At 62.5% G+C, this 26,583-nt stretch carries 21 protein-coding genes; 20 read left to right on the top strand and 1 reads right to left on the bottom strand.

Annotation, left to right across the window (positions count from 1 at the left end):
* The first annotated feature begins 19 nt into the window (after nucleotides 1-19).
* From tssE to C9422_RS18110, 20 genes are all read left to right on the top strand, one after another.
* Complete coding sequence (tssE, locus tag C9422_RS18205) at nucleotides 20-502, top strand: type VI secretion system baseplate subunit TssE (protein WP_102701753.1); 483 nt, start codon at nucleotides 20-22, stop codon at nucleotides 500-502.
* Nucleotides 502-2,334, top strand: a complete 1,833-nt coding sequence (gene tssF / locus C9422_RS18200; protein ID WP_116581629.1) for a type VI secretion system baseplate subunit TssF — start codon at nucleotides 502-504, stop codon at nucleotides 2,332-2,334. Before tssE ends, tssF begins: the two co-directional genes overlap by 1 nt.
* Nucleotides 2,298-3,368, top strand: coding sequence for a type VI secretion system baseplate subunit TssG (gene tssG, locus C9422_RS18195; RefSeq protein ID WP_116581628.1), 1,071 nt, complete (start codon nucleotides 2,298-2,300; stop codon nucleotides 3,366-3,368). The genes tssF and tssG overlap by 37 nt, the downstream gene beginning before the upstream one ends.
* Nucleotides 3,365-5,968, top strand: a complete 2,604-nt coding sequence (gene tssH, locus C9422_RS18190; protein ID WP_116581627.1) for a type VI secretion system ATPase TssH — start codon at nucleotides 3,365-3,367, stop codon at nucleotides 5,966-5,968. Before tssG ends, tssH begins: the two co-directional genes overlap by 4 nt.
* A gap of 23 nt (nucleotides 5,969-5,991) precedes the next feature.
* Complete coding sequence (gene tssJ, locus C9422_RS18185; protein ID WP_116581626.1) at nucleotides 5,992-6,738, top strand: type VI secretion system lipoprotein TssJ; 747 nt, start codon at nucleotides 5,992-5,994, stop codon at nucleotides 6,736-6,738.
* Entirely contained in the window at nucleotides 6,735-8,078 is a 1,344-nt protein-coding gene (gene tssK / locus C9422_RS18180; protein ID WP_007978722.1) for a type VI secretion system baseplate subunit TssK, read from the top strand. Before tssJ ends, tssK begins: the two co-directional genes overlap by 4 nt.
* Nucleotides 8,075-8,788 carry a type IVB secretion system protein IcmH/DotU gene (gene icmH / locus C9422_RS18175; RefSeq protein ID WP_102701748.1) on the top strand — a complete coding sequence of 238 codons (714 nt, stop codon included), beginning with the start codon at nucleotides 8,075-8,077 and terminating at the stop codon, nucleotides 8,786-8,788. Before tssK ends, icmH begins: the two co-directional genes overlap by 4 nt.
* A 30-nt stretch (nucleotides 8,789-8,818) precedes the next feature.
* The gene (locus C9422_RS18170) at nucleotides 8,819-12,691 is read left to right on the top strand and encodes a type VI secretion protein IcmF/TssM N-terminal domain-containing protein (protein WP_116581625.1); all 3,873 of its coding nucleotides are present in this window, start codon (nucleotides 8,819-8,821) and stop codon (nucleotides 12,689-12,691) included.
* A 31-nt stretch (nucleotides 12,692-12,722) separates the two neighbouring features.
* Nucleotides 12,723-13,649: a type VI secretion system-associated protein TagF gene (tagF, locus tag C9422_RS18165; RefSeq protein ID WP_116581624.1), complete on the top strand. Its 927-nt coding sequence runs from the start codon at nucleotides 12,723-12,725 to the stop codon at nucleotides 13,647-13,649.
* Nucleotides 13,646-16,120: a type VI secretion system membrane subunit TssM gene (gene tssM, locus C9422_RS18160; protein WP_116581623.1), complete on the top strand. Its 2,475-nt coding sequence runs from the start codon at nucleotides 13,646-13,648 to the stop codon at nucleotides 16,118-16,120. Before tagF ends, tssM begins: the two co-directional genes overlap by 4 nt.
* Nucleotides 16,121-16,283: 163 nt before the next feature.
* Complete coding sequence (locus C9422_RS18155; protein ID WP_007978712.1) at nucleotides 16,284-16,802, top strand: type VI secretion system tube protein Hcp; 519 nt, start codon at nucleotides 16,284-16,286, stop codon at nucleotides 16,800-16,802.
* A gap of 94 nt (nucleotides 16,803-16,896) precedes the next feature.
* Nucleotides 16,897-17,994: a type VI secretion system protein TssA gene (gene tssA, locus C9422_RS18150; protein WP_116581622.1), complete on the top strand. Its 1,098-nt coding sequence runs from the start codon at nucleotides 16,897-16,899 to the stop codon at nucleotides 17,992-17,994.
* A 352-nt stretch (nucleotides 17,995-18,346) separates the two neighbouring features.
* Nucleotides 18,347-18,937 carry an amino acid synthesis family protein gene (locus C9422_RS18145; protein WP_007978708.1) on the top strand — a complete coding sequence of 197 codons (591 nt, stop codon included), beginning with the start codon at nucleotides 18,347-18,349 and terminating at the stop codon, nucleotides 18,935-18,937.
* Nucleotides 18,938-18,981: 44 nt separating this feature from the next.
* Nucleotides 18,982-19,815: an alpha/beta fold hydrolase gene (locus tag C9422_RS18140; RefSeq protein ID WP_007978706.1), complete on the top strand. Its 834-nt coding sequence runs from the start codon at nucleotides 18,982-18,984 to the stop codon at nucleotides 19,813-19,815.
* On the top strand, nucleotides 19,812-21,293 hold the full coding sequence (locus C9422_RS18135; RefSeq protein ID WP_102701742.1) for an aldehyde dehydrogenase: 1,482 nt from the start codon (nucleotides 19,812-19,814) through the stop codon (nucleotides 21,291-21,293). Before C9422_RS18140 ends, C9422_RS18135 begins: the two co-directional genes overlap by 4 nt.
* A gap of 12 nt (nucleotides 21,294-21,305) precedes the next feature.
* Nucleotides 21,306-21,791: a flavin reductase family protein gene (locus C9422_RS18130; protein WP_007978701.1), complete on the top strand. Its 486-nt coding sequence runs from the start codon at nucleotides 21,306-21,308 to the stop codon at nucleotides 21,789-21,791.
* Between the two features lie 147 nt (nucleotides 21,792-21,938).
* Complete coding sequence (locus tag C9422_RS18125; RefSeq protein ID WP_116581621.1) at nucleotides 21,939-23,390, top strand: NAD-dependent succinate-semialdehyde dehydrogenase; 1,452 nt, start codon at nucleotides 21,939-21,941, stop codon at nucleotides 23,388-23,390.
* Between the two features lie 19 nt (nucleotides 23,391-23,409).
* Nucleotides 23,410-23,799: a carboxymuconolactone decarboxylase family protein gene (locus C9422_RS18120; RefSeq protein ID WP_008059553.1), complete on the top strand. Its 390-nt coding sequence runs from the start codon at nucleotides 23,410-23,412 to the stop codon at nucleotides 23,797-23,799.
* A gap of 88 nt (nucleotides 23,800-23,887) precedes the next feature.
* Nucleotides 23,888-24,640, top strand: coding sequence for a GntR family transcriptional regulator (locus C9422_RS18115; RefSeq protein WP_007978695.1), 753 nt, complete (start codon nucleotides 23,888-23,890; stop codon nucleotides 24,638-24,640).
* 1 nt (nucleotide 24,641) lies between these two features.
* Complete coding sequence (locus C9422_RS18110) at nucleotides 24,642-25,205, top strand: NUDIX hydrolase (RefSeq protein WP_104447627.1); 564 nt, start codon at nucleotides 24,642-24,644, stop codon at nucleotides 25,203-25,205.
* Between the two features lie 538 nt (nucleotides 25,206-25,743).
* Here C9422_RS18110 and C9422_RS18100 read toward each other — a convergent pair.
* Nucleotides 25,744-26,583, bottom strand: coding sequence for an AraC family transcriptional regulator (locus tag C9422_RS18100; protein ID WP_116581620.1), 840 nt, complete (start codon nucleotides 26,581-26,583; stop codon nucleotides 25,744-25,746).

The following is a 26,583-nucleotide window of genomic DNA, read 5'->3' as shown; positions in this document are numbered from 1 at the left end:
ACATTGCCAGGGAGGCAATATGAGTAGTCAACACAAGCTGTTGCCATCACTGCTGGACCGGTTGCTGGACGATCGTCCGCACCAGTCCATCGAAGCGTCATCGCAGCGCTTGTGTTCGCTGGCCGATTACAAGGCCAGCATCGTTCGCGACCTCGAGATCCTGGTCAACACCCGCCAGTCCCTGGTCGCCAACGAGCTGGAAGGCTTCGTCAATCTGGGCGGCACCATCCTCGACTACGGCATGCCGGATTTCACCAGTCGCAGCGTGCTTGACCCCAAGGATCGCCTGTTGATCCAGCGGCAACTGGAGAAGGCGATCTCGGTCGGCGACCGGCGCTTTCGCAGCGTCAAAGTCCAACTGCTTGCCCAACAGACCGGCCAACGCATGCTGACCTTTCGCGTGGACGCGGTCCTGCGCCTGCAAGACGTCACCCGTCAGGTGTCCTTCGACGCGGTGCTGCAGGTCAACACCCAGGAATACAAAGTGCAGAACCTCAACTGATGCTCGACGATCTGCTGCCCTATTACGAAAAGGAACTGTCGCACCTGCGCTTTTTGGGCCAGGAGTTTGCGAGCCAGTATCCGAAAATCGCTTCGCGGTTGCTCATCGAGGGCGATAACTGCGAAGACCCGCATACCGAGCGCTTGATCGAAGCCTTCTCGTTCCTGTCTGCACGGGTACACAAAAAACTCGACGACGAGCTGCCGGAAATCGTCGAGTCGTTCCTCGAAGTGCTGTACCCGCACTACCTGCGCCCTACCCCGTCGATGTCGATCGTCGAGTTCAACCTGGGCAAGCAGGAAAAAGTCACCGAAGCCTTCCACGTGCCCCGGCATACCGAAATCAGTGCCAACCCGATCGATGGCGTGGTGTGTAAATTCCGCACCTGCTACCCGGTCGAACTGTGGCCGGTGGCGGTGCAACAGGCGTCGTTCATCGAGATGGAACGTTCGGCGTTCAACGGCCACAGCGCTGACCTGGTCGCACGCTTGCGCATCGGCCTGGTGGCGACCGGCGACATGATGTTCGGCAAACTGGAACTGGACCGCCTGCGGTTCTTCCTCGACGGCGAAAGCACGTTGATGCTGCAACTGTACGAACTGCTGTTCAACAACCTGGCCAAGGCCACGCTGACCTTCGAAGATCAGGGCCGCACCCGCGAAGTCGCCTTGCCGGCCAACGCGCTGAAAACCGTCGGTTATGGCCTGGACGAGGGCCTGGTGGATTACTCCGAGCGCTCGTTCCTCGGTTACCGTCTGCTGCACGAGTACTTCACCTTCCCCGACAAGTTCATGTTCTTCGACCTGTCGGGCTTTGCACGGATTCTGGCAGGCAAGGAGGTCGAGAACGTCGAGGTCAATTTCTACTTCTCCGACTACGACCTGAGCGATCGCCTGGCGCGCCTGACGCAGAACATCGGGCGCAACAACTTCAAGCTCAATTGCACGCCGATCATCAACCTGTTCCGCCAGCAGGCCGAGCCGATCAAGTTGACCCACGCCCAGCACGAGTACGCGGTGACGCCGGATGTGCGCCTGCAAAGCTCGGCCGAAGTGGTGTCCATCGACCGCGTGCGACGCGTGCGCAAGGTGGGCAGCATCGATCAGGTCGGCACCTGCCATCCGTTTTTCGAGCCCCGTGGCGATCAGGGCCCGGGCCAGAGTTTCTGGATTGCCCGGCGTCGAGCCGTACAGACCGGCCAGCGCGATGGCTCGAACGTGTTTATCCGGGTGGTCGATCGAGAACTGGGGCTGATGGAAGCCAACAACGATACGTTGAGCATCCGCCTGACCTGCAGCAACCGCGACCTGCCCCTGATGTTGCCTTTCGGTGGCGAGCGCGGCGATTTCACTATCCCGGGCAACTCGGTGATCAAGGACATCCGTTGCCTGCGCAAGCCCACCGCCACCGCTCGCGTGCCGCTGGGCAACGGCGTGATCTGGCGGCTGATTTCGCACCTGTCGCTGAACCATATGTCGCTGGTGTCCCGCGGTCGCGAAGTGCTGCTGGAGCTGTTGTCGCTCTACAACTACCGCAACCTGTCGGCACTGCGCAAACAGATCAACGGCATCGTCTCGGTGAGCAGCGAGCCGGTGGTGGCGCGCATCGGCCACCCGCGGCCGAACTTCGTGCGCGGCGTCGGCATCACCCTCAATTTCGATGAAAGCCAATACACCGGCAGCGGTGTGTTTCTGTTCGGCATGGTGCTCGATCACTTCTTTGGTCAGTACTGCACCATGAACAGTTTTACCCAATTAACCCTTCGCACCTTGCAGCGCGAAAAGAGAGTCGTCCAATGGCCACCGCGAACCGGCGATCAACCCCTGGTCTGATCGACCAGGCAAGGGCTGAGCCGCACCGATTCGAGTTTTTCCAATTGGTGCGCCTGCTTCGCCTGCATTACAGCAGAACCGGGCGCATGGACCTGGAAACCCGACCGCACGAAGACCCTCTGCGTTTTCGCTCGCAGCTGTCGCTCAACTTCCCGGCCAGTGAAGTCAGCGACCTGCAGTTCGAGCGTGAAGGCAAGGTGTCCGTGGCCGGCCTGCCGCTGTCCGAGATGCAAGTCACCTTCATGGGCCTGGTCGGGCCCTCGGGTGTGTTGCCGCGTCCGTACACCGAGCTGTTGATCGAGCGGCACGTCCAGTACCGCGATGACGCGGCCCATGCCTTCCTCGACATCTTTTCGCACCGCATGACCACGCTGTTCTACGAGGCCTGGCAAAAGTACAAGTTCTACATCGAGTACGAACGCAACGGTACTTCGGACTTCGATCGCTACCTGCTCAACCTGGTGGGTTTCGGGCCCGAGGCGCAGAAGCAGAAGTTCGACCGGCAAGGCTCGCCCCTGCGCCGTGAACTGTTCAGCTATTTCTCCGGCCTGTTTGCGCAGAAACCGCGCAACGCGTTGAACCTGGAAGCGATGCTGTCTTTTTATTTTTCGCTGCCGTTCAAGGTCAGGCCCTTTGCCGGTCGCTGGCTGAAACTCGACGCCAGCCAGTGCACGCAACTTGGGCGCAAGAACGCCGTGCTCGGGCAAAGCGCCGTCGCCGGCAACCGGGTCTGGGACTATCAGTCGTGCATACGCATCGAGATGGGTCCACTGGAGCTGACCGACTATCAACGCTTCCAGCCAGGCACCGAGGACTACCGGAAACTGGTGGAACTGGTGCGCTTCTATGTCGGCGCCGAACTCGACTTCCAGTTGGCGCCCAGGCTCAAACCCCAGGCCGTGCCCGTTGCGCGCCTGGGGCGCCAAGGCAACGTTTCGCTGGGCTGGCTCGGCTGGCTCAAGCGCCCGGACTCCGACGTCGAGCCATCCCGTTGTGCCCTCTTCCACATTCCTTTTGATGGGGTCTCCCTGTGAACCTGAAGTCCCTGTTTGCCAAGCTCAACGACACCAGCCGCGCCGCCACTGAAAGCGCCGCCGCCTTGTGCCTGTCGGAACACCATTACGATGTCGAAATCGAGCACCTGTTGTTGCAGTTGCTCGACAGCCACGACAACGACCTGCCGGCCATCCTGCGTCATTACGACGTGGTGCCCGAGCGCTTGCAGGCGCAGCTGGTGACGGCACTGGGGACGTTCAAGAAAGGCAATACGCGCACGCCGGCGCTGTCGCCGCACCTGACCCGCATGATCGAACAGGCGTGGGTCCTGGCCTCGATCGAGTTCGGCCAGGCGCAGATCCGCACCGGTCATCTGTTGCAAGCCTTGCTCGATGACGACGAACTGCGCCGCGTGGTGGTCGCCAGCGCCGCCGAGCTTGAGAAAATCAACGCCGACGACTTGCGCGTCAACCTCGGCGCGCTGGTGGACAGCAGCGCCGAGTCGAAACAGGCCAAACCGCTGGGCACGTCCGACGTCGCCAGCACCGGCACGGTAAAAGGCAACGGCAAGACCCCGGCCCTCGATCAATACACCATCAACCTCACGCAAAGCGCTCGCGAAGGCCGGATCGACCCGGTGCTGGGCCGGGAGTTCGAGGTGCGGCAGATGGTCGACATCCTCACCCGCCGCCGCCAGAACAACCCGATCCTCACCGGTGAGGCCGGCGTCGGCAAAACCGCCGTGGTCGAAGGCCTGGCCCTGCGCATCGTCCAGGGCGACGTGCCGTCGGTGCTCAAGGGCGTAGCCATCCACACCCTGGACCTGGGCCTGTTGCAGGCCGGTGCCGGCGTGAAGGGCGAATTCGAAAACCGTCTCAAGTCGGTGATCGAAGAAACCAAGCGCAGCCTGCACCCGATCATTCTGTTCATCGACGAAGCGCACACCCTGATCGGCTCGGGTGGCCAGGCCGGGCAGAACGATGCCGCCAACCTGCTCAAGCCAGCCCTGGCCCGGGGCGAACTGCGCACCATAGCCGCGACCACCTGGGCCGAGTACAAGAAGTACTTCGAGAAAGATGCCGCACTGGCGCGGCGCTTCCAGGTGGTGAAGGTCGAAGAGCCGGACGAAGACAAGGCGATCCACATGCTGCGCGGCCTGCTGGCCAAGATGCAGGAGCACCACAAGGTCACGGTGATGGACGAAGCGCTGGTGCAGGCCGTGCGCCTGTCCAATCGCTACATCACCGGCCGCCAGTTGCCGGACAAGGCCGTCAGCGTGCTGGACACCGCCTGCGCCCGGGTGGCCCTCGGTCAATCGGCGCAGCCGGGACCGCTGGAAGACTGCAAACGCCAGATCGACAACCTGCAGGCGGAAATCGCGGTACTGCAGCAGGAAGCCGCCAAAGGCAGCGACCACGCCCGACGCCTGAGCGCCCTCAATACCGAACTGCAAAGCGCACAGCAGACCCGCGACGCCCTCGAACAACAGTGGCAACTCGAACTGCAACTGGTGGAAAAACTCGGCGCCCTCAGCCACCCGGAGAATCAGACACCGGATGCCCAGGAGATTGCCGCGGTGCGCGCCGAACTGGCCAGCGTCCAGGGTGAGCAACCGCTGGTGCATGCCCTGGTGGATGGCGGGACCATCGGTGAAGTGATTTCCGGCTGGACCGGCATTCCGCTTGGCAAGATGCTGCGCAACGAAATCGAAACCGTGCAGCGCCTGCCGGCGTTGCTGGGCGAGCGGGTGCTCGGCCAGGACCACGCACTGCACGAAATCGGCAAGCGCATCAAGATTTCCCGCGCGCGCATGGAAGACCCGAACAAACCCATCGGCGTGTTCCTGCTGCTCGGCCCGAGCGGCGTCGGCAAGACCGAAACCGCACTGGCGCTGGCCGACACCCTGTACGGCGGTGAGCGCAACGTCATCACCATCAACATGTCCGAGTACCAGGAAGCCCACACCGTCTCCAGCCTCAAGGGTTCGCCACCGGGCTACGTCGGCTATGGCGAGGGCGGCGTACTGACCGAAGCGGTGCGACGCAAGCCGTACAGCGTGGTGCTGCTCGATGAAGTGGAGAAAGCCCACCCGGACGTGCTCGAACTGTTTTTCCAGGTGTTCGACAAAGGCGTGCTGGATGACGGCGAGGGTCGCGAGATCAACTTCCGCAATACCGTGATCATCCTCACGTCCAACACCGGCACCGACCGCATCATGCAGTGGTGCCTGAATGCTCAGCCGCAACCGACGCCGCAGGACATCGTCGAAGGGCTGCGTGACGAGTTGAACCAGGTGTTCAAGCCGGCCTTCCTCGGCCGCCTGACCATCGTCCCCTACTACCCGGTCAAGGACGCGATTCTCGAGCGCATCGTCGCGCTCAAGCTGGACCGCATCCGCCAGCGCTTCGAGCGTAATCATCAAGCGCAGTTGAGCTATGACGACGCGCTGGTCAAGGCGATTGCCTCGCGCTGCACCGAGGTCGACAGCGGCGCCCGCAACATCGACAACATTTTGTCCCAGACCCTGATGCCGGAACTGGCCCAGCGGGTCCTGGAGCGCATGGCGCAGGACAAACCGATTCAGAGTTTGAACATCGAGTTGGGCAGCGACGGCGATTTCGCCTATCGCCTGAGCTGATCGAGCATTAACAGGTAGTGGTCATGGACAAGAAATATTCAGGGAAGCGTCCCGCAAGGACGACGTTGGCCAAATGCCTGACGGCGGTGGCGATGATGACGGTACTCAGCGCCTGCGGCGTCACCGACCGGGTCGGCAAGCGGGTCGACAACACCTGGGCCGGCGACATGCTGTTCGAGGATAACGAGAAGGTCATCCTCACGTCCGACGGCGGCAACCAGCTCAACCCCGACGCGTCCGGCAAGCCGCTTTCGGTGGTGCTGCGGGTGTACCAGCTGACTTCGCTGGAGCGCTTTGCGTCGGTGGATGCCGACTCGCTGTGGGACGACCCGCAAAAGGCCCTCGGCAATACCCTGATCGAAAACCGCGAAATCACCTTGTTGCCGGGCATGGGGCAAGTCGACAAGTGGCCGCTGAACAAGGCAGCGGGCTATGTCGGCGTCGCGGCTTTTTTCCGCAACGACGAGAACAGCCGCTGGAAGGTCGCGTTCGACGCCAACTCCCTGCGCAAGGACGGCATCTGGTTCTCCTCCGACGGCTTGCGTGTGCTGGTGGACAACAACACGGTGTCTGCCGTCAGTGGTGTCGATGTCCTCGATAAACCCAAGACCCAGGAACAACTGGCCAAAGCCGCTGAGCAACCGGCCGAACCCACGCTGACCGAGCGCGTGCAGGACGCCGTGGTGCAAAAAGCCCAGGACCAGGCGAGTGCCTCCGCGCAAAAAGCCGTGGAGTCGAAATTGAATTCATTATTGGAAAGCGCTCAATGAGTAAGCAAAGCCGGGTGATGTGGTCCGAAGGTATGTTCCTTTTGCCACAACATTTCCAGTATCAGGATGAGTTCCACCAGCATCAGCTGGCGCAGGCGACCCTGCGCAACACGCCTTTTCACTGGGGCGTGCAGTTGCTCGAAGTGGACGAGGAAGCCCTTGCCACCGGCTCCCTGCAGCTCAAGCGCCTGAAGCTGGTGTTTCCCGACGGCAGCCTGTTCGACGCACCGCAGCACGACCCGCTGCCGGCGGCCCGTGACCTGAAGGACCTGCTCAAGGGCAACGACCTGAAGGTCTACGCCGCGCTGAAACTGCCTGAGCCATTCGGCCTCAATTACGTCGAAGACGGTCAGGAGCAGAAGACCGGGCGGCGCTTTCGCAAGCAGTTCGACACCTTGCCGGACCTCAATGAAGGCGACCTGGAAAACGAAATCACCAGCCTGCGCCTGAACGTGGTGATGCTGATCGACGGCGACAACCTCGATGGCTACACCTGGTGCCCGATTGCCCGGCTGTCGCGCAACAACATCGGCGGCTTCAACCTCGACGGGCATTTCGTGCACCCGACGCTGCACCTGGGCACCCACGACACCCTGGTCGGACTGGGCAAGCGTTTGCTCGGCGCCCTGCAATCCAAGAGCAAGGCGTTGTCGGGTCGGCGTCGCGAGCGCGCGGACCAGATTGCCGAATTTGGCTCCAGCGACGTCACCCTGTTCTGGCTGTTGAACACGGTGAACCGTGCCCACCCGAGCCTGGCGCACCTGCTCGCGCATCCGCGCCTGCACCCCGAGCGCTTGTATCTGTTCCTGGCCGAACTCGCCGGCGGCCTGCTGACGTTCTCGCTGGATACGCAGCTCAACGACATCCCCGAATACGACCACCACGACCCGGCGGCCTCGCTGGTCAAGCTCGACGAAATGATTCGCGTGCTGCTCGACAACGTCGTGCCGAACCAGTGTGTGGTGATCAACCTGACCCAGACCAAACCCTCTTACTGGCAAGGGCAGTTGCACGACCCACGGCTGGCCGAGGCGGACTTCTATATCTCCGTGCACGCCGACATGCCGGGCGCAAGCCTGCTGGAGCTGGTGCCACGGGCGTTCAAGGTCGGCTCGCCGGAAGACATCGAAGTGGTGGTCAACAGCGCCATGCCCGGCGTCACCCTCAATCATTCGACCCGCCTGCCCAATGCGATTCCGGTGCGACTGGACAATCACTACTTCTCCATCGAGCCCCATGGCCGGGTGTATGAACGAATGATGAGCGCCCAGGCCATCTCTTTCTACGCGCCCAGCGCCTTCACCAACCTCAAGCTTGAACTGATGGCGGTACTCAAATGACCGAAGCCGTACTGCAAGGCGCCGTTGCGGCCGCCCGTGAAAAACCGACGCTCAAAGACCTGGTGCAAGACTTCATCAGCATGGCGCTGATCGTGCGCAAGGGCCGGCAAGTGACGTCGGTCAGCGCCTTCGAGGCCAGTGTCGACACCTTCTTCAAGGCACTGGAGCGCGATGCCCGCAGCGCCAACTACAGCGTCGAACAAGTGAAGGACACCCAGTACGCCCTGTGTGCGTTCCTCGATGAAAGCGTGTTGCGCTCCGGGGACAACGAGTTGCGCCGGCACTTTGAATTGCAGCCGCTGCAGTTCCGCTATTTCGGCGTGCACCTGGCCGGCGAAGGCTTCTTCGAAAAAATCGATGCCCTGCGTGGCGACGTCAAACAGCACCTCGATGTGCTCGAGGTCTACCACCTGTGCCTGGCCCTGGGTTTCGAAGGCAAGTTCAGCCTCGGGCAAAAGGATCAGCTGCGTTACCTGGCCAATACCCTGGGCCAGGACATCGCGCGTTATCGCAAGACGCCCAAGGCCCTCTCGCCCGACTGGGCGTTGCCCGACCAGGTCTCGCAAATGCTGCGCCATGAAGTTCCCCTCTGGCTCTACCTGGCGCTGATTGCGCTGGTCTGCGCAGGTGTCTACCTGACGCTGGACTGGTTGCTGGCCAAGGACGTAGCCGCGTTGTCCGAACAAATCAGCCAGCTGTTCAGTGCCTGAGCACAGGTCAGGTAACCGAGTCAGGAAGACATGAAGACATTATTGCGTTTGTTGAAAAGCTTTTGGTTCCTCGTTCCCGCCCTGTGGCTGGCGAGCCTGGCGGTCTGCTGGTTCGTCGCGCCGCATGTGAGCTGGCTGCGCGGTTATGCGCCGGAGGCGATGGCGATCGTCAGCGCCTTCTACCTGCTGATCATTGTGCTGCGTCAGTACAAGCGTATCCGGGCCGAGCACAACCTTGAAAACCTGGTGCAGATCGAAGTCGATCGTTCGCTCAAATCCACCGGTGAGTTCCGCGATCAGCAGGTGCTGCGCGAACGTCTCAAGCACGCGATCGCGATGCTGCGCACCGACCGCTCGGCCGGTGGCGGCGGCTCGTCGGCACTTTACGATTTGCCGTGGTACCTGGTCATCGGCATGTCCGCGGCGGGCAAGACCTCGTTGCTGACCCGCTCTGGCCTTTCCGCAAGCATTGCCAGCAGCGCCAACGACACCGAGAGCGGCACCCAGCATTGCGATTGGTATTTCAGCCCCGAGGCCGTGATGATCGATACGGCCGGCCGTTATCTGCGCGACGACCCGTCGGCCAGCGAATTCGCCGCCTTCCTGCGCATGCTGAAAAAGCAACGCAGCAAGGCCGCGGTCAACGGTCTGGTGCTGGTGGTGAGCCTGCCTGAACTGCTGGCGTGCAGTGCGGCCGAGCGCAACGAACTCGCCGCGCAACTGGTGTCGCGCATCGAGGAGTACAACGCTTGCCTGGACGCGAGCCCACCGATCTACCTGATGCTGAGCAAGACCGATCAACTGCCGGGCTTCAGCCAGGCGTTCGAGGGCCTGGACCTGAACGAACGCCAGCAACCGCTGGGCATGACCTTCGGTTTGTCCGAGATCCGCAACCAGGGCCTGCGCCCGGTGCTGGATGCCAAGCTGGCCAACCTGCACAAGCATATTCGCCGTCACGTCGACGCCCAGATGATTGCGCTGGGTGCCGATGCCAACAGCGCACTGCTGAACTTCCCGAACTATTTCGCCGAACTGTCCGGGGTGCTGGAGCAGTTTCTCCAGCACTTCGCCGAGACCGGTCGCAGCGGTGCGCCGCTGTTGCTGCGCGGGCTGTACTTCACCAGCGCCCTGCAGACCGACCAGCAGTTGGGCCAGGTGTATGAAGACGACCTGGCCGAGTCGTTCGCCCTGCAACCGGAACATGAGCAATCGGAGCCAAGCACCGGCAAGAAAATCAGCGACCGCAGCTATTTCATTACCGATACGTTCCGCCGGGTGATCTTCCCGGACCGCGACCTGACCCTTTATCAGTCGCGCCTTGGCAAGAACACCTCCGTCAGCCCTGCCCTGCTGGGTCTGGCGGTACTGGCCGGCGTCGCGTTCATTGGCTGGCAAGCCCTGTCGTTCCAGAACAACCGTCAGTGGCTGGCCACGTTGCGCGAGCAACTGAGCGAGCTGCAACAGTCCCCGGAGCGTGCCGGGTTGCTCGCCTCGGGCCAAGGCCTGGAGCTGTTGCGCGAGCAGCTCTCGGCCATCGAGAAGAACCGTGCCAAAGGCGTGCCGTTGCAGTTGGGCGCAGGCCTGTATCGCGGTGACGACATCTACCGCGTCGCGCAAGCCGCCTATTTGCAACAACTGCGTACCCAGGCGCTGGAACCCGTCACCTTGCAACTGCAATTGCAGATGCGCGCCTTCAACGAGTTCGCCAAAACCATGGACCCGCAGAACAGCTTTGCCTCGGCGGCGTCCAAGGCCGACGCTGCCAAAGGCCGTGCGCAAGGCCTGAAGCTGCCCACCCGCCTGAACGGCTTGCCGCGCAGTACCGGTGAGGCGGCCAGTCGCCTGAGCGGCGCGGCCAAGGGCGCTGCCAACAAGGCCCGCGGCGAAGCGCTGGCAGCACTGCGCAACCCGGCCACGGCCAGCGATGCCGCGGATTTGTCGGCGACCACCGGCGGGCTGTCGTTGTCCGAAGAAATGCTCGGGCGGCTGGATGAGCGACAAGTCGCGTCCATCATCGAGTCCTATAACGCACTGAAGCTCTACCTGATGCTGACGCAACCCGGCACCCACCCGGACCCGGAGTTCGTCGGCGCTGCGTTGCCGGTGGCCTGGGCCAATACCGCCAGTGCCGACAACCCTGTCAGCACCGCGGTGATCCAGGACAACTCGCCGGTCTACGTGCAATTGCTCAAGAATGGCCAGGCACCGTCCTTGTCGCGTAACGAGCAACTCATCAGCGAAACCCGCAACAGCCTGAAGTCCTTCATGATTTCCAGCTCTCTGGTGGACCGTGAATACCTGCGCCTGCAACTCGAATCCAGCCGTCAGTTCCCGGCCGTGGGCCTGAGCGACCTGGTGCCGATGCCCGGCCGGCAGTTGCTGTACGGCACCGAGGCGGTGCCGGCGATTTTCACCCGCCAGGGTTGGGAACAGTTCGTCAAGCCTGAGCTGATCAAGCTGGTGTCGGGCAACCTGCAAAACGAATCGGACTGGGTGCTCGACGGCGAAGGCGGCGACAGCATCGTGCAGAAAGCCAATTTCATCCGCGAGTTCATGACGCGCTACAAGCGCGACTACACCCAGGCCTGGTACACCCTGATCGACAGCGTCGGTGTTCGCCATTTCACCGACATGGCCAATGCCACCCAACAGCTGGCCCTGCTCAGCGACGTGCAGAACTCGCCGGTGAAAATCCTCCTGGCGGCGGTCAACGACAACACCCAATGGGATGTCCCGGCCCCCCGCGAAACACTGCCGGCGGGCGTCAAGCCCGATGACGGCTTCTGGAGCAGCGTCAGCGGGATTTTCGATGGCAAGAACACCTCGCCCAGCGCGCTGATTTCGCCTTTGCCGGCGGTCGATGACGGCAGCCTGGCGAAGCGCTTCGAGCCTGTGTCGCGGGTATTCGCCGTGCAAAACGCCGAAGGCGCCGACAGCACGATCATGGACCGCTACCTCGCGGCCTTGCGCAAGCTCAAGGTGCGGATGAACAACATCCAGCGCTCCCAGGACGTGGGCAAGAGCAGCAAGCAGCTGATCAGCGAAACCCTCGAAGGGCTGCCAAGCGAAGTGACCAGCGTGCGCAACTATGTCGAGACCACCGTCGACACCAGCCAGGGTGGCCTGTCCGAATCGTTGCAGGGCCTGTTCAGCCTGCCGATCCAGTTTGCCTGGGAAACCCTGCGCGACCCGGCCGGCCAGCAGATTGCCAAGGCCTGGGCACAGCAGATCGCCAAGCCGTGGGAGCAAGTCATGGCGCACCGTTACCCGATTGCGCCAGGCAGCCGCAATGAAGCTTCGGTCAAGGACCTGCAGCGTTTCGTCGACCCGGAGTCCGGGCTGCTGCCGAACTTCAAGCGCAACGAAATCGGCAACCTGTCCGGAGGCGAAGGCCTGGGGATGAGCAGCAACAGCAAGGCAACGCCGCTGGTCAACCCGAACATGGTCAACAGCATCGACAAGGCCAGCTCGTTGGGCCAGGTGATCGCCAGCCTGTCGGACCGCGACAACGGCTTCGAGATCATGCTCGAACCTTCCGCCAACCTGACCGACATCATCTTCACCCTCGATGGCCAGGTGCAGCACTACCGCAACGGCAAGACCAGCTGGAGCCGCTTCTCCTGGCCGGGCACGACCACCACGCCGGGCGCACGCCTGGATGTGGTGACCCTGACTGGCGAGCGCATCACGGTGTTCGACTACCCGGGCCGCTGGGGCCTGCTGCGCATGAACGACAGCGCACGGGTCAGCGATCTGGACGGCATCCAGCAACGCTTCAGCTGGAACACCGGCAGTGGCCCGGTCAGCCTCGCCGTGCGCAACTACGGCGGCGTCAAGTTGACCGACCTAGCCAACGTCAAGGCCTTGAGCGCGCTCAACGCCAAAGAAGGCCAAGCGCTGTGAGCCGCCGCACCTTGAACCCGGGAACCGGCCAATGATCGGCTGCTTCGGCAAGGTCCCCGCGAGCCCGGACTTCGTCAGCCTGCAAGGTGCGGGCGACGAGGTCTGCGAGTTCGATAGCTGGCTGCAAGGGGCGCTGGCCGCCCTGCAGCATCGCGAAGACTGGCGAGCGTTGTTCGACGCTTTGCCGGTGTGCTTTTTCAGCTATCGCGCGCGCAGCGGCAACTGGTTGCTGGGTGGGTTGATCAGCTCGAGGGATTCGAGTGGACGGCGCTACCCGTTTTTCATTTTCCAGACGCTCAAGGCCAGCGAAGCCGAACCGCTGGTCAATCCGTTCACCCTGGGCGAACTGTTCAGCGGGCAGATCAGGCCGCTGCTGCACATGGCGGTCCAGGGCGAAAGCACTTCGGTGCTGTTCGAACGCATCAAGGCCCTGCGCCCGTTGCAAGGACAGGACTTCGAGTTGTTCCGGCGCGTGCATGACAAGTTCCTGGTGAACTTCAACCTGGGCGACATCGCCTGCGCGCTGCAGGGCACCTACCCGGAATTCGTCACCAACGCCGTGCTGACCCGGCTCCAGGCCCTGAGAAGGCACCTCGATCAGGCCACGCCGATAGGCATCACCCTGCCCTTGCCGGCGGAACGGGGGTTGAAAAACCCGACCGCCGATTTGTGGGTCACCTGGCTGACGCAAATGACACCCGAACGCGCCGTGCCGCACATCAACCTGCTGGCGGACGACTTCATGCGCCCCCGGGTGATCTGCTTTGCCTCACGCAATACCAGCGATGCCTATCGCCTGCTGACCGGCATCAACGACCGCTCGCAGAGCTACGACGTACTGGCGTCATTCGATGCCTTTGACGAGCACCACCGCACACACGCCTTTCCCGAAATCGACCGCCCTCTGGGTGACGTTATCGACCGTTTTGTCGATGCCCTGGATTCGAAGTCCGTATGAACAAGATCAAGTATTACTTCTTGCGCTATCAACCCTACATCCTGGGGGTGTGCTTTTTCCTCGCGATCTTCGTGGTGTGGGGCATCGGGCGTGCGTTCGGCTTCAGTTCGCTCAACAGCCTGTTGACCGGTATCGGTGTGTTCCTGGGTCTGTCCGCCGGCTATGTGCTGCTGCTTTATCGGGGCGTGTCCCGGCATCACAACCTCGAGGGACTGCTGCGCGAGGATGCCGACCAGGCCGTGTTGAACGCGAGCCCGGCGGATCGCGAGGAAGTCAGCCTGTTGCGCGAGCGCCTGTTGCAGAGCATCGAGCGCTTGCACAGCAACAAGCCACGGGGCAGCAACCCCAAGGATGCGCTGTATGCCCTGCCCTGGTACCTGGTGGTCGGCCAGCCTGCGGCAGGCAAGAGCACCATGCTTTACCAGTCGGGGCTCAATTTCCCTTACGCCGAGCGCGAAGGCGTGCGGGTCGCCGGTCTGGGTGGCACGCGCAATTGCGACTGGTTCTTCAGCTCCGAGGCCGTGCTTCTGGACACCGCCGGGCGCTACATGAACAACCAGGAAGAGGCCGGCAAATGGCGTGCCTTCCTGCAACTGCTGCGCCAGCATCGCCAGCGCCGGCCGCTCAATGGCCTGATCGTCACGGTGAGCATCCACGACATCCTGCAAGCCTCGCTCGAAGATCAGGAGCGCATCGCCAAGCGCCTGCGCGAACGCATCCAGGAAACCCATGCCTTGCTGGAAGTGCGCCTGCCGGTCTACCTGGTGTTCACCAAGTGCGACCTGGTGCCGGGCTTCGCGCCCTTCTATCGCCAACTGGACGAGACCGCCCGCGGCGAAGTGATGGGCAAGACCTTTTCCCACAAAGGCTATGAGCAGGCCGACTGGGGGCAGCGCTTCGGCGTCGCGATGGACGAACTGGTCAGCTATTGGCAACAGGTGGCGAGCCAGCAACTGGTCACGCAGGACATCCAGATCACCCGGCAGGATTCGGCGGTGTACCGGTTCCCGCTGGAGCTGGCGGCCCTCAAGCCCCGGCTTCAACTGTTCGTCGATGCCCTGCTGCGCGCCAACCCTTATCAGAGTGCGGAACTGCTGCGCGGCTTCTATTTCACCAGCGCCCTCGATGCCGACCAGCCGGAACTGGGCGGTCATGCACGCCAGGTGACCGAGCGTTTCTCGCTGGAAGGTGAGCGGGAGATCGCCGACGGCAATGCGCAGCCGCGCCCGTTGTTCATCAACAGCCTGTTCCGCAAGGTCATCATTCCCGACCAGCACCTGGTGGCGCTGTACACCACCAACCACCGCGAGCGTCGGCGCAGGGCAGCCTGGATCGGCGGTGCCGGACTGGTCGCTGCATTGCTGTGCAGCCTGTTGGGCTGGTCGTACGTCAACAACAAGAACACCCTGCAGAGCCTGTCCACAGAACTGACCCAGGCCGCCGCCGACGATCACTCGGCCATCGGGCAATACACCGCCTGGCAAACCCTGGATCGCCTGCGCTTCTGGACTGCGCACTACTACGCGCAACACCACGATCAGGGCGTGCCGCTGCGCCTGCGCCTGGGGCTCTATCAAGGCCACAAGGTCGAGCCACTGGTGCGCAGCCGCTATTTCGAGCGCCTGGAAAGCGTGATGCTCAAGCCCACGGCCGACAACCTGACCCGCTCGCTGTATCTGCTGACCACCCTCAAGGTCTATCAGCGCAACGCCAAAGAGTTGATGCCCGTGACCGGCGTGGACAGCGTCGAACCCAAGGCGCTGCCCAATGACAACCGGGCGCAGTCCATCGCCGGTTTCGGCAAGACGACGCTGGACACCTACGTCATGCTGTCGCGTGCCCAGCGTGAAAAGGCCGACCCCGGGTTCCTGAAAGCGAAAATCCCGGATTACTGGTACCCGGCGATTGCCCGTCAGGTGGGCAACGCCAGTGTCGCCGCCTCGGACTATGAGTTCGCCAGCCGCCAGATCAACTTCTACAGCGACCAGATCCACGAGCCGGACGTGCCGCGGATCCTCGACAACGCGTTCCTGATCTCCAGCTCGCGCAACTACATCAACAGCCTGCTGACCCAGTCGTTGCGCTCGATCGAAACCATCACGCTGGAGTCGGACACCCTGTTCGCCTTCGCCCGTGCGGATTTCCAGAGCCTGAAGACTGAAGGGCAAAGCCAGCTGAGTGCGATCGCCGGCAAGCTGCTCAGCACCCCCAACATCGGAAAAATCATCATCGCCGGGCACGCCGATCAACTCGGCGATCCCCAGGGCAACCTGCAGGTGTCCAGACAGCGGGCGCAAACCATCAAGACCTACCTGGTGGGCAAAGGCGTGCCCGGCGAGCTGGTGGAAGCGATCGGCGAAGGCAGCACCAAGCCTCTGGTCAAGTGCGACATGCAGCAACCCAGGGCCCAGCTGATTCACTGCCTGGAGCCTAACCGGCGAGTAGAAATCGAAGTGCGGGCACTCAACTGAGCAGGCGCGCCTTGTGAAGAAATACCGGTATCCGGGTCATCTCGACGAGAGGTCCGGGCCGGCATAAGACACCTCTCTTGATCGTTTCAAAGAGGTTAAAGCGAAGGGCTGTGACTTGCGCGCAAGTCGCCTCCCTTTAAATGAAGGTAAGGAGAAAATAGAAATGGCATTTGACGCATACATCCAGATCGACGGCATTCCAGGTGAAGTTCTGGACGACAAACACAAGGATTGGATCGAAGTGCTGGGCTACGAGTACGGCGCCACCCAAGCGACTTCCGCGACGGCCAGCTCGTCGGGCGGTGCTTCGTCGGAGCGTGTTGCGTTGAGCGACTTCAGCATCCGCAAAGCCGTGGACAAGGCTTCTGCCAAGCTGTTCGAAGCCTGCTGCAAAGGCACTCACATCGCCAAGATCCAGCTGAACGTGAACCGCGCCGGTGGCGACAAGGTGACCTACCTGACCATCAACCTGGAAGAAGTCGTGGTGTCTTCCGTGAAAGCGGTCGCCGGCGGCAGCCAGAACGGTGAAGACAAAGCCGTTGGCGATCTGCCGATCGAAGAAATCAGCTTCAACTTCGCTCGCATCAAGACCACCTACACCCAGCAGAGCCGTGCAGATGGCCAGGGCGGCGGCAACGTCACCGGTGGCTGGGACCGTACCGCGAACAAGGTTTTCGCATAACACCGTGGTAACGACGGGCCGCGCAAGCGGCTCGTTTTCAGCACCGTGCCTGCCCGGCGGGCACGGTGTTCTTTTAGCCTGATCAGAGTTTCCCATGTCTGAATTTCTCAACGACCTTTCGCTGGCCGAACTGACAGCGCCCATCAACGAGGGGAGCGGCGAAGACCTGAGCTTTTCCACCTTGTTCGATCAGGTGAAAGAAGCACGGCGAGCAGACCCCGACTACCTGACCCAGGGTGACTGGCAAACCGACCTGAAGTCATCCGACTGGGACCTGACCCTCACCCTCGCTGCCCAGGGCCTGGCTCGCCAGAGCAAGGACCTGATGCTCGTCGCCTGGCTCAGCGAAGCCCTGGCGCACAAGTACCATTTCACCGGTATCACCTTCGGCCTGACCCTGGCCGAACGCATACTGGACAATTTCTGGACCGACCTCTTCCCGTCCCTCGAGGATGGGGTCGATGAACGCGCTGCCCGCCTGGCATGGATGAAAACGTCGCTGGCGGATGTCGTGGGCGGACTGCCCATCACCCAGGGCCAACAATACGGCCTGCTGCGCTATGACGAATCCCGGCACATGGAAAACCTTGGGCTGCAGAACCCCCAGGCCATGCGTGCCGCCCTCGACGAAGGCAAGATCAACGCCGAGGTGTTCCAGCGTTCGGTGGTGCTGACCGACTCCGATCACCTGCGCCAGAAGGCCGGCGAAATAGCCGCCAGCCTCAACGCATGCCAACGGCTGCAGAACACGGTCGACAGGCTGTTCGGCCATGACGCGCCGAGTTTTGCCGGGCTCCACGACGTGTTGTCCCGCGCCGGCCAACTGGCCGAGAAGCTGCTCAAGGATCGCGGAATCGAACTGAACCCGGCCCCTGCCGCGCCCACCCCGGCCGTCTCCGAAAGCGCTGGCGCACAACCCACAGGTGCTGCAATGACCCAGACCCAGCAAGACCTTCCAGTCACGCCGCTGCGCACCACGCCACAGACCCGCGACGAGGCGTTCACCCTGCTGGCGGGTATCGCGCAATTCTTCAAGCAGACCGAACCCCAGAGCCCTGTCCCCTACCTGATCGAACGCGCGATCAAATGGGGCAACATGCCGCTCGAGGGTTGGCTCAATGATGTGATCAAGGACAGCAATGTGGTGGACAACATCCGTGATGTGCTGGGGACCAAGGAAGCGAAGTCCTGACGACCATCAAGCAACGTCACTCCCTCCTCCCCCCCTGTTAAAGATCAATAGATAACCCTGTGGCGAGGGAGCTTGCTCCCGTCGGACTGCGCAGCAGTCCCTGTTTTTTGGCAGCTTCGCACTGGAGCGCCCAACGGGAGCAAGCTCCCTCGCCACAGATAAAGTATTCATCCCTTCCTGAACAACATTCTCCCCACCCGACGTAAACCCCTGCCTGCCGTTTGTCCGCTGCGACCGGTGGCACACACTTTTGCACGCCATCCAGCCAGAAACTCCGTTCAGGGACTTGTGCTTCCGGTATTATGGTATACCATCAGACGCACAGACACCCAAAACCTCTACGGAGCAGCTCATGAGTTTCGAAATCCGCAAGATCGTCAGCTATGTCGAAGAAACCTTTATTGAAGGCGGCAAAGCCACCGATAAGCCCGTGACCATGGTCGGTCTGGCCGTGGTGATGAAAAACCCCTGGCTGGGCAACGGTTTCGTCGAAGACCTGAAACCACAGATCCGCGCCAACTGCTCTGACCTCGGCGCACTGATGGTTGAGCGTCTGGTGGGCATCATCGGCGGCGCCGAGAAGATCGAGGCTTACGGCAAGGCTGCGGTGGTCGGTGCCGATGGCGAAATCGAGCACGCTTCGGCGGTGATCCACACCCTGCGCTTCGGCAACCACTACCGCGAAGCGGTCAAGGCCAAGAGCTACCTGAGCTTCACCAACAAGCGCGGCGGCCCGGGCACTTCGATCCAGATCCCGATGATGCACAAGGACGACGAAGGCCTGCGTTCGCACTACATCACCCTGGAAATGCAGATCGAAGACGCCCCGCGTGCCGACGAAATCGTCGTGGTCCTGGGTTGCGCCGACGGCGGCCGCCTGCACCCGCGCATCGGCAACCGCTACATCGACCTGGAAGAACTGGCCGCCGAAAAAGCCCAGTAACCGGCCAGCAGAACGACAACAAGAAGGCACTGCAGGAGCGCTCCATGATTCGGCTCACCGCTGAACTCACCCCGGCTGGCACCAGTTACCTGGCGACCGGCCAAGGCCAGCCCGTGGTCTTGATCCACGGCGTGGGCCTGAACAAAGAAATGTGGGGCGGCCAGATCGTTGGCCTGGCCACGAAGTACCGCGTCATCGCCTACGACATGCTCGGCCATGGCGCCAGTCCGCGGCCAGAGAGCGGCACGCCGCTGCTCGGCTATGCCGACCAGTTGCTGGAGCTGCTCGACCACCTGCAATTGCCCAAGGCAACGGTGATCGGTTTTTCCATGGGCGGGCTGGTGGCGCGGGCGTTTGCCCTGCACTACGCGCAACGCCTGGAAGGCCTGGTGGTGCTCAACAGTGTGTTCAACCGCAGCGCCGAACAGCGCGCGGGGGTCATCGCTCGTACCAGCCAGGCTGCCGAACACGGTCCGGACGCCAATGCCGAAGCGGCGCTGTCGCGCTGGTTCAGCCGCGAATACCAGGCGGCGAACCCGGCGCAGATCGCCGCGATTCGCCAGACCCTGGCCGGCAATGACCCGCAGGGTTACCTGACCACCTATGAACTGTTCGCCACCCAGGACATGTACCGCGCCGACGACCTGGGCAGCATCCGGGTGCCGACGCTGATCGCCACCGGCGAACTGGACCCCGGCTCGACCCCGGAAATGGCCCGGCAACTGGCCGAACGCATTCCCGGCGCGACCGTTGCCGTGCTCGCCGAGCAACGGCATATGATGCCCGTAGAATCGCCGCGCCTGGTCAACCAGCTGTTGCTGGAGTTTCTGCAGGCCGCGCACTCCCAACAAAACCAGATCAAGGGGATCGTTGCATGACACTCGCACGCTTCCAGATGTGCATCGGCGGTGAATGGGTCGATGCCCTGTCCGGCAAGACCTTCGAAAGCCTCAACCCGGCGCTGGCCGAGCCTTGGGCCGAATTGCCCGATGCCGACGAAGCCGATGTCGAGCGCGCCGTTCAGGCAGCGCAGACCGCTTTCGACAGCCCGGCCTGGCGCGGCTTGACCGCCACCGCGCGCGGCAAATTGCTGCGACGCCTGGGCGACCTGATCGCCGAAAACAAGGAACAACTGGCGCAGCTGGAAAGCCGCGACAACGGCAAGCTGATCCGCGAAACCCGTGGCCAGGTGGGTTATCTGCCGGAGTTCTTCCACTACACCGCAGGCCTGGCCGACAAGCTCGAAGGCGGCACCCTGCCGCTGGACAAGCCGGACCTGTTTGCCTACACCGTGCACGAAGCCATGGGTGTGGTTGCCGCGATCATCCCGTGGAACAGCCCGCTGTACCTGACCGCGATCAAACTCGCCCCGGCCCTCGCCGCAGGCAACACCATCGTGATCAAGCCGTCGGAGCACGCCTCGGCGACCATCCTCGAACTGGCGCGCCTGGCCCTGGAAGCCGGGATTCCGCCGGGGGTGGTCAACGTCGTCACCGGTTATGGCCCAAGCACCGGTGCCGCCCTCACCCGCCATCCGCTGGTGCGCAAGATCGCCTTCACCGGCGGCGCGGCCACGGCGCGGCATGTGGTGCGCAGCAGCGCGGAGAACTTCGCCAAGCTGTCGCTGGAACTGGGCGGCAAATCACCGAACATCATCTTTGCCGACGCCGACCTCGACAGCGCGATCAACGGCGCCATCGCCGGGATCTACGCCGCCTCCGGGCAGAGTTGCGTCTCCGGTTCGCGCCTGCTGGTGCAGGACGAAATCTACGACGAGTTCGTCGCTCGCCTGGTGGAACGCGCCCAGCGCATTCGCATCGGCAACCCCCAGGAAGACAGCAGCGAAATGGGCCCGATGGCCACCGCGCAGCAACTGGCCGTGGTCGAAGGCCTGGTGGCCGATGCCATCGCCGAAGGTGCGCGCCTGCGCCTGGGTGGCAAGCGACCGGAGAATCTGGGCGATGGCTGGTTCTACGAACCGACGCTGTTCGAGTGCGACCGCAACTCGATGAAGATCATGCAGGAAGAAGTCTTTGGTCCGGTGGCTTCGGTCATCCGTTTCAAGGACGAAGCCGAAGCCCTGGCGATCGCCAACGACTCGCAGTTCGGCCTCGCCGCCGGCATCTGGACCCGCGACCTGGGCCGTGCCCACCGCCTGGCCCGGGACGTGCGTTCGGGGATCATCTGGGTCAACACCTACCGCGCGGTCTCGGCCATGGCGCCGATCGGCGGTTTCAAGAACAGCGGCTATGGACGCGAAAGCGGCATCGATTCGGTGCTGGCCTACACCGAGCTGAAAACGGTGTGGATCAACCTGTCCCAGGCACCGATGCCTGATCCCTTCGTGATGCGCTAGGAGTCCTGGAAAATGATCGAACCCGGCATTTACAAAGACGTGATGAGCTCGTTCCCGTCCGGGGTCACGGTGGTCACCACCCTGGACCCGGACGGCGGCATCGTCGGCATCACCGCCAGCGCCTTCAGTGCGCTGTCGATCGACCCGGCACTGGTGCTGTTCTGCCCCAACTACGGCTCCGACACCTACCCGGTGCTGCGCGACAGCAAGCAGTTCGCGATTCACTTGCTGTCCGCCGAGCAGACCGCCGAAGCCTATGCCTTCGCCGGTAAAGGCAAGGACAAAGCCAAAGGCATCGAGTGGCACCTGAGCGAACGGGGCAACCCGATCCTGGCCAAGGCGACGGCGATCATCGAGTGCGAACTGTGGCGCGAATACGACGGCGGCGATCACGCGATCATCGTCGGCGCGGTGAAGAACCTGATCCTGCCCGAGCAACCGGTGACGCCGATGATCTACCACAAAGGCAAGCTGGGGCCGCTGCCTGCCCTGGCCTGATGGCTCGACACAATCCCCCTGTGGGAGCGAGCTTGCTCGCGATGACGGTGTATCAGTGACATAGATGTTGAATGTCAGTCCGCTATCGCGAGCAAGCTCGCTCCCACAGGTACCGCGGTGCATATTCTTTTTTTGTCAGGAGCCGGCATGAGCCCAGCAGCCTCGTTACTGTTCCGCCAGCAGGCCTACATCAATGGCCAATGGCTGGATGCGCCCGATGGTGCGCAACAGGACATCTTCAACCCGGCCACCGGCGAGTTGATCGGCCAGGTGCCGAACCTCGGCGCCGGGCATGCGCGCCTGGCCATCGAGGCCGCCAACAAGGCCTGGCCGGCCTGGCGTGCGCTGACCGCCAAGGAGCGCAGCAATAGGCTCAAGCGCTGGCATGCCCTGATGCTGGAAAATGCCGACGCCCTGGCCGAAATCCTCACCCTCGAACAAGGCAAGCCACTGGCCGAAGCCAAGGGCGAAATCCTCTACGCCGCAAGCTTCATCGAGTGGTTCGCCGAAGAAGCCAAGCGCATCTACGGCGACACCATTCCCAGCCACAAGGGCGATGCGCGCATCGTGGTGAGCAAGGAGCCGATTGGCGTGGTCGCGGCCATCACGCCGTGGAATTTCCCGGCGGCGATGATCACCCGCAAGGCCGGCCCGGCGTTGGCCGCCGGTTGTCCATGCATCGTCAAGCCGGCTCCGGAAACACCCTTCTCGGCACTGGCCATGGCTGCGCTGGCGGAACAGGCCGGCATTCCAGCGGGTATTTTCAACGTGATCACCGGCGACGCCATCGCCATCGGTGGCGAGCTGACCACCAGTGCGCAGGTGCGCAAACTGTCGTTCACCGGCTCCACCGCCATCGGCAAACTGCTGATGGCCCAGTGCGCACCGACGCTGAAAAAAGTCTCGCTGGAGCTGGGCGGCAACGCGCCGTTCATTGTCTTCGACGACGCCGATCTGGAGCGTGCCGTCGACGGTGCGCTGATCGCCAAATTCCGCAACGCCGGGCAGACCTGCGTCTGCGTCAATCGCTTCCTGGTGCAGGCCGGCATCCACGACGCCTTTGTCGCACGCCTTGCCGAGCGGGTTTCGCAGCTCAAGGTCGGCAGCGGTTTCGAAGAAGGTGTGACCCAGGGCCCGCTGATCAACGAGCGTGCCGTGGCCAAGGTCGAAGAGCACGTGCAAGACGCCCTGGCCCTGGGTGCACGACTGCTGTGCGGCGGCGAACGCCATGCGCTGGGCAATGGTTTCTTCCAGCCGACCGTGATCACAGGCGTCACCCCACAGATGAAAGTCGCCCGCGATGAAACCTTCGGTCCGCTGGCCGCGGTGTTCCGTTTCGACACCGAGGCCCAGGCCATCGAAATGGCCAACGACACCGAATTCGGCCTCGCCGCCTACTGCTACACCCGCGACCTGGGCCGCGCCTGGCGCATGAGCGAGGCGCTGGAGTACGGCATGGTCGGGATCAACGAAGGGCTGATTTCCACCGAAGTCGCACCCTTCGGTGGCATCAAGTCCTCGGGGCTGGGCCGTGAAGGCTCGAAGTACGGCATCGAGGATTATCTGGAACTCAAATACACCTTGATGGGCGGCCTTTGAGCCCACGGGAGCTACGCAAATGAGCAACGAAAAATACGAGAAAGGCCTGAAGATCCGCACTCAGGTATTGGGCGAAGCCTACGTCAATCGCTCCATCGAGAACGCCGACGACTTCACCCGACCGTTGCAGGAGATGGTCACCGAGTATTGTTGGGGTCATGTCTGGGGCCGTGAGGGTTTGTCCCTCAAGGAACGCAGCATGATCAACCTCGCGATGATCTCGGCCCTCAACCGGCCCCATGAACTCAAGCTGCATGTGCGCGGCGCCTTGCGTAACGGCCTGAGTCGTGAGCAAATACGCGAAATATTGCTTCAGGTCGGCATTTATTGCGGTGTCCCCGCTGCCGTAGACAGTTTCCGGCTCGCCCGTGAAGCCTTCGCCGAAGCCGATGCCGAGGCCTCCAGTTAACCCTTGGCTGTTTGATCCGACCGAGCACCGGGATTCCCGTAATCGAAGTGCTCTTTTTGCATGGACAGCCACAATCAGAGCGGACCCCATGAAACGCCTGCCACTCGACGACAGCTTCAAGGTCAATCGCAACCCCGTCACCCTGCGCGAAATCGTGCTGGATAAACTGCGAAGCGCCATCATGAACTTCCAGCTCCTGCCGGGAGACCGTCTGGTCGAACGCGATCTGTGCGATCGCCTGGGCGTCAGCCGTACTTCCGTGCGCGAAGCCTTGCGTCACCTGGAATCCGAAGGCCTGGTGGAATTCGCCGATGCCAAGGGCCCGCGTGTCGCGATCATTACCCTGGCCGACGCCGTGGACATCTACGAGCTGCGCTGCGTGCTCGAAGGGCTGATCGTGCAACTGTTCACCCTGCGCGCCAAGGCCAAGGACATCAAGGCCCTGGAAAAAGCCCTCGAAGAAAACCGCAAGGCGCTCAAGGACGGCGAACTGCAGCAGGTCATCGATTCGGTGCAGGGTTTCTACGACGTGCTGCTCGAAGGTTCGGGCAACCATGTCGCGGCCACTCAGTTGCGCCAGTTGCAGGCGCGCATCAGCTACCTGCGCGCGACCTCGGTGTCCCAGGAAAACCGTCGCGGCGCCAGCAACCAGGAAATGGAACGCATGGTCGAAGCGATCAAGGGCGGCGATCCGCTGGCCGCCCACCAGGCTTGCGTCGACCACGTGCGCGCGGCCGCGGCCGTCGCCCTGGACTACCTCAAGCGCAAGCAGGAAGAAACCGGCGACGTCCCGGCGATCACCCTGCCCATCGCGCTGAAAGAACCGCGCATAGGTCGCTGAGATGTTCAGCCCGAGCTTTTGCCCCAAGTGCGGCAGCGCTGATCTCGGTCAGCAACTGCCGCCGGGCGATACGCACGAGCGCCTGATGTGCCGCGGTTGCGGCTACATCCACTACATCAATCCGAAAATCATCGCCGGCTGCATCATCGAGCAGGACGGCAAGTACCTGCTGTGCCAGCGCGCCATCCCGCCGCGCCCCGGCACCTGGACCCTGCCCGCAGGCTTCATGGAAAGCGGCGAGACCACCGAACAGGCGGCCTTGCGCGAGGTCTGGGAAGAAAGTGGCGTGCGTGCGGAAATCGTCTCGCCCTACTCGATTTTCAGCGTGCCCCAGATCAGCGAGGTGTACATCATCTTCCGCGCCATCGCGCTGGAGATCACCGGGCAATACGGGCCGGAAACCCTCGACTATAAATTCTTCGCGCCTGAGGAGATTCCCTGGGACAGCATCTACTATCCGGCGATCCGGCAGATTCTCGAGCGTTATATCGAGGAGCGGCAGGCCGGGGTTTACGGCATTTACATGGGCAATGATGACAGCGGGAAGATTCACTTTATTCGCTGATTCGTCTTTGCCTTTGACTGTGTACCTGGAAAAACGGAACACCGCCCGGCCTGTAGGAGCTGCCGCAGGCTGCGATCTTTTGATTTTGATTTTTGACGATGTCGAAAGAGCGGAAGATCAAGATCAAAAGATCGCAGCCTTCGGCAGCTCCTACAGGGGGAATGCGTTTAGCCGAACGGCGTACACAAACGCTCTTCACCACTCAACAGGCCGAGCGTTAGCTCGCCTGCAGCTTGTGATCTTGATCCACCCGCCCCCTCGGCAGGCTGAGCGGAGGTGTTCATCCGGGGATTGGCGCGCAGCGCCGTTCGACGCAGTCGAACTCATTGCATGTAGGTCGAAGCGAAGCCGACCGGAGGGCAATGCCCCCGGATGAATACCGCAGCGAAGGAACCCCGAGCCTCAGCGAGGGGCCGTACGTTCGGGGCGAGCGTTTTTTTGGTTACTTTTTTTAGGCGCTTGTAAAAAAAGTGACTCGCCGTAAGGGCGAAACCGCCAGCCGCCGTTACCGCAGCAACGGATATGTCCCCAACAAAGCCTACACCCCCAGACGAAACTGCTTGGGCGTAACCCCAAACCGCTTCCGAAACGCCCGAATAAAATTACTGGCCTGCCGATACCCCAACCGCTCGGCAATCCGCTCAATCGGCTGATCGCCGGCCGTCAACCAATGGCGCGCCAACTCCAGACTGTCGCTACGACTCTGTTGCGCCGCCGCAGTCTGCCAATGCCGCAACATGCTCTGATGCAAAAACCCATTGGCCCCCAGCAACGGCTCATCAAGGCTAACCGCTGGCAGGCTCAAACACGGATGCGCGCCCTCCAGCACCTCGATACCCACGCTACGCAACCACTGCCCGGCCGCCTGCTGCGGCGTCAGGCGAACGCTGACAAACACCTCGGCCGGCGCCCGCCCCAAACGTCGGGCGATGTTGCGCACCAGCGTCAGGGTCGCCGCATCGAGGCCGAAAAAATGCGCCTGCCGGCCAGCACTGCGCAAGTGCAGGCGAGCCTGCCCCTCACCCTCCTCCAGTTCCGCCACCACATAATTGGTCACCCGAGGCAGGAAATCAGTGAAGCACGCCAGGCTCGCGCGCAAGGTGGCGGCGGAATCCAGCAGGATGTTCAAACCCCGCAACGTGGTGGTCGCCATGCCATTGACCAGTTCACAGCCAAACGACGGCCCCGCGCCCGCACGTTCGCACTCGTTCCACAGGCGCTCGACCAGGTGCGCAGGCACGTGCAGATCCTGCCCTTCGAGCAACGAAAGACAGATGCCGGCCCGTTGCAGCAGTTGGTCCTGGCACAGGCCGGACTGCCGGGCATGGCTGAGAATGGTGCGGGTGAAGGCGCTGGAAATGAACGGTTGGCAGGTCAT

The sequence above is a fragment of the Pseudomonas sp. B1(2018) genome (assembly GCF_003097365.1).
Taxonomy (GTDB): domain Bacteria; phylum Pseudomonadota; class Gammaproteobacteria; order Pseudomonadales; family Pseudomonadaceae; genus Aquipseudomonas; species Aquipseudomonas laurylsulfatiphila.
Note: the sequence above shows the minus strand (reverse complement) of the source record. Positions and strands in the feature narration are given on the sequence as shown.

Bases quoted from the DNA above. Each gene is read 5' to 3' on its own strand.
- tssJ (WP_116581626.1), top strand. From the start codon at position 5,992: ATGGACAAGAAATATTCAGGGAAGCGTCCCGCAAGGACGACGTTGGCC.
- C9422_RS18115 (WP_007978695.1), top strand. From the start codon at position 23,888: ATGAAACGCCTGCCACTCGACGACAGCTTCAAGGTCAATCGCAACCCC.
- tssM (WP_116581623.1), top strand. From the start codon at position 13,646: ATGAACAAGATCAAGTATTACTTCTTGCGCTATCAACCCTACATCCTG.
- C9422_RS18145 (WP_007978708.1), top strand. From the start codon at position 18,347: ATGAGTTTCGAAATCCGCAAGATCGTCAGCTATGTCGAAGAAACCTTT.
- C9422_RS18125 (WP_116581621.1), top strand. From the start codon at position 21,939: ATGAGCCCAGCAGCCTCGTTACTGTTCCGCCAGCAGGCCTACATCAAT.
- tagF (WP_116581624.1), top strand. From the start codon at position 12,723: ATGATCGGCTGCTTCGGCAAGGTCCCCGCGAGCCCGGACTTCGTCAGC.
- icmH (WP_102701748.1), top strand. From the start codon at position 8,075: ATGACCGAAGCCGTACTGCAAGGCGCCGTTGCGGCCGCCCGTGAAAAA.
- tssE (WP_102701753.1), top strand. From the start codon at position 20: ATGAGTAGTCAACACAAGCTGTTGCCATCACTGCTGGACCGGTTGCTG.
- C9422_RS18140 (WP_007978706.1), top strand. From the start codon at position 18,982: ATGATTCGGCTCACCGCTGAACTCACCCCGGCTGGCACCAGTTACCTG.
- C9422_RS18155 (WP_007978712.1), top strand. From the start codon at position 16,284: ATGGCATTTGACGCATACATCCAGATCGACGGCATTCCAGGTGAAGTT.
- C9422_RS18170 (WP_116581625.1), top strand. From the start codon at position 8,819: ATGAAGACATTATTGCGTTTGTTGAAAAGCTTTTGGTTCCTCGTTCCC.
- C9422_RS18110 (WP_104447627.1), top strand. From the start codon at position 24,642: ATGTTCAGCCCGAGCTTTTGCCCCAAGTGCGGCAGCGCTGATCTCGGT.
- C9422_RS18120 (WP_008059553.1), top strand. From the start codon at position 23,410: ATGAGCAACGAAAAATACGAGAAAGGCCTGAAGATCCGCACTCAGGTA.
- tssA (WP_116581622.1), top strand. From the start codon at position 16,897: ATGTCTGAATTTCTCAACGACCTTTCGCTGGCCGAACTGACAGCGCCC.
- C9422_RS18130 (WP_007978701.1), top strand. From the start codon at position 21,306: ATGATCGAACCCGGCATTTACAAAGACGTGATGAGCTCGTTCCCGTCC.
- tssF (WP_116581629.1), top strand. From the start codon at position 502: ATGCTCGACGATCTGCTGCCCTATTACGAAAAGGAACTGTCGCACCTG.
- C9422_RS18100 (WP_116581620.1), bottom strand. From the start codon at position 26,583: ATGACCTGCCAACCGTTCATTTCCAGCGCCTTCACCCGCACCATTCTC.
- C9422_RS18135 (WP_102701742.1), top strand. From the start codon at position 19,812: ATGACACTCGCACGCTTCCAGATGTGCATCGGCGGTGAATGGGTCGAT.
- tssK (WP_007978722.1), top strand. From the start codon at position 6,735: ATGAGTAAGCAAAGCCGGGTGATGTGGTCCGAAGGTATGTTCCTTTTG.
- tssG (WP_116581628.1), top strand. From the start codon at position 2,298: ATGGCCACCGCGAACCGGCGATCAACCCCTGGTCTGATCGACCAGGCA.